Origin of the sequence: uncultured Campylobacter sp. (assembly GCF_938045775.1) — a bacterium.
In the GTDB taxonomy this organism is placed as follows: domain Bacteria; phylum Campylobacterota; class Campylobacteria; order Campylobacterales; family Campylobacteraceae; genus Campylobacter_B.
In genome coordinates this window covers 1-5384 of record NZ_CALIBH010000212.1, presented here as the reverse complement: position 1 = coordinate 5384, position 5384 = coordinate 1, and the positions used below count along the sequence as shown (strand labels likewise).

2 protein-coding genes are annotated in these 5384 nt (G+C 43.2%); both read left to right on the top strand.

Annotated features, from left to right (window positions below; all coding sequences use genetic code 11):
• Positions 1-576 (top strand): baseplate J/gp47 family protein (locus tag Q0238_RS08425; RefSeq protein WP_297945035.1); only part of this gene is annotated, 576 nt, incomplete at its 5' end.
• 35 nt (positions 577-611) lie between these two features.
• Positions 612-1010: a putative phage tail protein gene (locus Q0238_RS12295; RefSeq protein WP_363317133.1), complete on the top strand. Its 399-nt coding sequence runs from the start codon at positions 612-614 to the stop codon at positions 1008-1010.
• Positions 1011-5384: the final 4374 nt, after the last annotated feature.

The window sequence follows — 5384 nt, the reverse complement described above, 5'->3', positions numbered from 1 at the left end:
ATCCGCCCCGCGGAACTGATTCCGAGCGCCGGCGCAAAGTCCTGGTATGAAGGCGTTATCGGCAGTATGAGCGGCGAGTCTGCGAAATGGCTGAAAAGCATATACGCGGCAGCAAGCGAGAAAAAGCTGACTACGAGCGGCACAGTGCTCCTCACAATCCTGAACTCTGACTACAACGCGGCATCCGAGACGCTGATCCAGAAAGTCCAGAACGCAATCGACCCGCCGAAAGATGCGGGCGAGGGCTATGGTCTCGCGCCGATCGGGCACGTGGTATCTGTGAAGAGCGCTGTCGAGGTTGCGGTAGCAGTGACAACGAATATCACATTTGACACCGGCTACGGTTGGAGCAACCTGCAGAACGCCATCAACGAGGCGGTGACGGGATATCTACTGGAACTCCGGAAAGCCTGGGCGGAGTCAACGCACATCGTGGTTCGTATCAGCCAAATCGAGACGCGTATCCTTGGCGTCAAGGGCGTCGTTGACGTCGGAGGGACCAAAATCAATGGCGTGGAGGACAATCTGGCGCTTGGAAGCTACGAAGTGCCGGCGTTTAAGGGGGCGAGCGCGTGAGGGATGTAAATCTGGTGTCCTACCTGCCGCCATTTATGACGGAGTTCAAGGAACTCACTGCCGCGCTGGATGCAGAGAACCCTGAATTCGTCCTTCTCTGGGTTGCGATAGACAGGGTTTTTCAGAACACCTTCATTGAGACCGCCGATGAGTACGGCCTCTCTCGGCTCGAGGGGGTTCTGGGAATCCTCCCCACCCCCGCAGACACGCTGGAGAGCCGCAGGCAGCGGCTACGTGGTAGCTACACCAGCGATTTGCCGTATACGGAGCGGAAACTCGAAGAGATCCTCGAGTCGATGTGCGGAAAAGGGAATTTCACACTGATTGTGCAATCCGAAAAAGGGATTGTCGCGATTAAACTGCGCTTGGCCGCGTCTTCGTTATCAAATTTACCGTCGTTAGAAATATTTCTACCTGTAAGCTTTTTGCCTTGAACTAGGATAGATTGATTATCGGCACTTTGGATTAAGCCTTTAAGGTTAATCTCATAGCTACTCTTACCGGTAATAGTAAACTCATTATCCCTTTGCTTAGCCTTCTCGGTAAAATTCGTAAAGGTATTGCCATCGTTGTGAATTAGGTGATACTCTTTACCCTCTTCGATATTTAAAGAGCCGTAGGTATCTTTATCTACGTCGTACTCTTCGCCGTTTAGTTTAAATTTAGCGTTATTGATATCAGTGTCGCTAGCGGTAGTTAAATTTAAAGCCGCAGTGGCTGCGCTTCCGTTAGCGCTTGCAGAAATTCCATCAAAGTTAAGATTGTTGAAATTCTTAATATCGCCTGCGGTTTTTTGGGCGGAGGCATTATTTACGTTAAGAGTGTTGCCACTGTTATTTCCTCTTGCATTAGATGTATCGTCAGAGCCATAGAGCTTGCCCGATAATGTGCCTGCATTGAAATTTATAACGTTATTGCTGACTTTACCGCTTGAGCTAGCGTTATTACCTGCGATGACATCGCCGATATTTGTTCCGCCATTGATCTCTACCGTATTGTCGTGGATATCTAAGGTATCGCCCGCTGCAGTGCTTCCGCCGTAAATTTTTTTACCATTTAGATCGCCCGCATTGGCATCAATGATGACAGTATTGTTTTTATTCCTATCAAGTGAGTGACCGTTATTATCTGCATTATTTTGTTTATTGAGTTCAGTTTCGCCATAGTCGAATTCCCCATCCCAGTTTCTAGTCTGTGTGCCTTTCGAATATTGTAGCTTTTTGTGGCTTGCGTCGGTTTTATAGTTTTCTCCTACGAAGCTATATTCGTTTGCGTTCTTGATAGTATAGATTTGATCTTTTTGGATAGTGCGATCAAGCTGATTGATCGTTCCATTTGTTTTATTGATTAGCGTATATTGCGTATTATCGGCTAATTTATCAGAATTTACGCTAATTTTAGTACCGCTTAGATCGGTAGGATTACCATCTGTTAAAGTTAACGCAGTATCGCTGCCTGAAAAACCGTCTGGAACATTGAAATTTAGATTACCTGCACCAGATATATTTTTAGCTGTAATTTTACCAGGTACAAGTGGATTGTTTCTATCTTTACCTACGTTTATCGTATCGTCGCCATTGGCTCTTATCTCGCCGATATCATCACCGCTTACTAGATTTATCGTAGCGTTAGGAACGTTATTTGTATCGATATCTAGTCCACCGAAATTCTGCGGTGCATTTGGATTTTCACCTACGTCGATAGTAGGATCGCCTGCAGGACCGGTATATTTACCAACCTCGCCGTTATCGAACGCTCCAGTGATAGTGCGGTCGGTTTTCTTTTTACCTTGGATTACGATGGATTTTCCGTCATCATCTTTCATTAGACCCTTTAAATTCATCGAGTAGGTAGTTTTATTTTTGATCGTAAATACATTATCGGTGCGCTTAGTCGTTTGCGTTTCGTCAAAACCGGTAAATCCGTTTTCGTTGTGGATCAGATAGCGTTTCTCGCCGTCGCCTATCGCGTAAGTATCTACATTATAATCGGCGTTGTCTAATTTAAATTTAGCGTTATTTATATCGGTAGTTGAGCCTGCATTTAAATTTAAAGCTGCAGTTGCAGCGCTGCCGTTAGCGCTTGAAATTCCGTCGAAGTTAAGAGTATTGAAATTCTTAATATCGCCTGCGGTTTTTTGAGTGTGAGCGTTATAGACGTTTAAGGTGTTATTTGTGCCGCCTGCACTAGATAGACCATAGATAGTTTTTGTTACACTACCGCTATAGAAATTTACTTTATTGCCGCTGCCGTTTGCTGCGTGTGCTGCGTAGACATTACCGGCGACTTGTGCACCACTTAGATTTACGATGCTTTTTGTTGCAGAGCCGCTAGCTTTTGAGCCGTATACATCGCCGGTAACGCTACCGTTTATTAGGCTTACTTGATTATCATCGGTATTACCGCTTTGTGCTTCGCCTCCGATTACATTCTTACTGGCTGTGACATTGGTTAGCGTGACTCTACTTCCAGTTACGTTGCCGCTAGAGCTTTTGCCACCTATTACGTTTCCATTAAATTTTGTTCCGCTGGCTGTTATCCTGCCTTGAACTGCACCTGTAGAGCCTAAGCTGCCGATTGAATCTCCACCGATCTCGCCGCCGGTCAGATCTAAATAACTATTAGTAGCCGTTTTGCCGCGACTTTCTCCACCGATCAATCTTCCGTCTATTTTTGCGCCACCAATAATTTTTGCGTAGTTATTCGCGACATCTTTATTGTTGCTTCTTCCGCCGATTGCATCACCTTTTATCTCGCCACCTGTTAGATATAAATAGCTATTATTAACAGTGCCGTCGTAGCTAAGCCCACCAAATACTCCGTCATCGCCAGCAACATTCGCGCCCACGACTTTACCACCACTCATATCTACATGAGCTCCATCTATATCGCCGTAATATGTAAAAGCACCATAAGTTGCCTTATCTACTTTACCGCCGCTAATGGTAACATAATCGTCTTTGCTATTAGATTTAAGATCATGGGCGTCGTTTCTATAATAACTTCCGTATGCGTAATTAGTTACATGGCCACCCTCGATAGTAGAGTGATTTTTTTCGGTTTTGCTAACCATATACGCGCCGTTGATATTTCCGACTGTACCTTTTATCAGCTTGCCATGATTATTTTTGGCTGTTGCTTTGCCGCCAGGACCTTCAATACCACCGCCCGTACCATTAGCGACTAAAACATCGGCAACTACAGCACCATCGTTATTGATAGTGACGATATTATTTTGTAAAGTGGCGGTGCTGTCTTTTGAGGCTATTACTCCACTTACATTTGCTAAATTTACAATAGCGTTGATATCTACTTTATTGCTGTCTGCATTGCCGTTTTCTACCGCAGCACCCGCAATTCTACCAGCGATAGTAGGTGTTCCACTAATATTTACTTCGTTATTATTTGCTTGATGTGTGCCTGTTGCTCTACCACCCATTACCGATGTGCTATTAAAATTTGTAAAATTATTATATTTAACTTGCGTAGAACCGCTGATATTTACGATATTATAGGTAGCATCTCCACTGCTATCTGCTTGACCGTACCACGTACCGTTACCACCAAGCACGACATTATTTACATCTGCGTCATTCAAATTTACAGTATTATTTTTCGCACCTTTTCCTTCGCCGCCCACAAGTACTGCTACCGTAGCGCCGTTGTAAACATTAAGCGTATTATTTTCGGCTGCGCTAGTTTGCTCATATAAAAAAGGAGCATGCTGAGGAGTGCCGTCACCGTTACCTCCACCATAAATCGTATAATCCCACATAGGTTGACCGCCGCTATCAACGCCGTTTATCGTTACGATATTATTGTCGTTTTTACCGTGAGCATGTGTGGAGCTTTCAAAGCCACCGGAGAAATTCTTCCCCGATGACCAATAAAAATGACCCGGAGTGCCGTCTTGTTTAGTAACGGTTACCTGTCCGTCTTTAGCTAAAATCTGCGTAGGCATCAATGCTAGCGTAGCAGCGATGCTCAGACCTGAGATAATCGGGATTTTGATCTCTTTCATAGTTGTAATCCTTCGTAAAAAATAAAAACTATCCATTATACTATAAAAATACCTATTTACAATAAATTTAATAAAATTTCTAACGAAAGGTAGCTTAACGCGAAAAAATGGGTATCGCGATGTAACGTTTTCGATAATAAAGTAAAATTTCAGCTTATTTTTGTTATCGAAGCTTAAACGAAAAATTACGATTACAAAATGATGGAATTTTAAAATTCCGACCTTAAAATTTAGCCAGCGGAATTCCAAAGAAGCGTCGCTGCGAGAAAAGCGCTAAAATAAAAAGCAGCAGTTTCTGATATCGAGAAATAGGGTAGGACAAATTTGGATTTTGTGGAATTTAAAGTGAAGCAATATACGAGAGGAATTAAAATTTGAAGTAATTCTAGGTTAGAAGCACATAATTCTACGATATGTCGTTAGCAAAGAGATTAAAATTTTAAAGCAGTTCCAGGCGAGGCAATAAAAACGATAAAGTAGCGGCGCGGAGGGTTAAATTTTAAAAATTCTAAGTAAAAACAAAAGCAAAATTCTAAGAATTTCAAGCGAAAAATCTGGGCTTTCAGCGGTGTTTGAAATGGCAAAGGGCTTTTGGAGCTGTTTAATTAAAATAACAGAGGGCTTTCAGAGATGCTTGAAATAACAGAGAGCTTCCGGTAGCTTTAATGCCTGCCGGAAGCCCATTTTATAGTTTATATATCTTTTGTGCTCGAAAACTCGAAATTCCACTTGTCAGAAAGTTCAAAATCCCAAAAACTTCTGCTGGCTTACTCGCAATGTTCCGCTA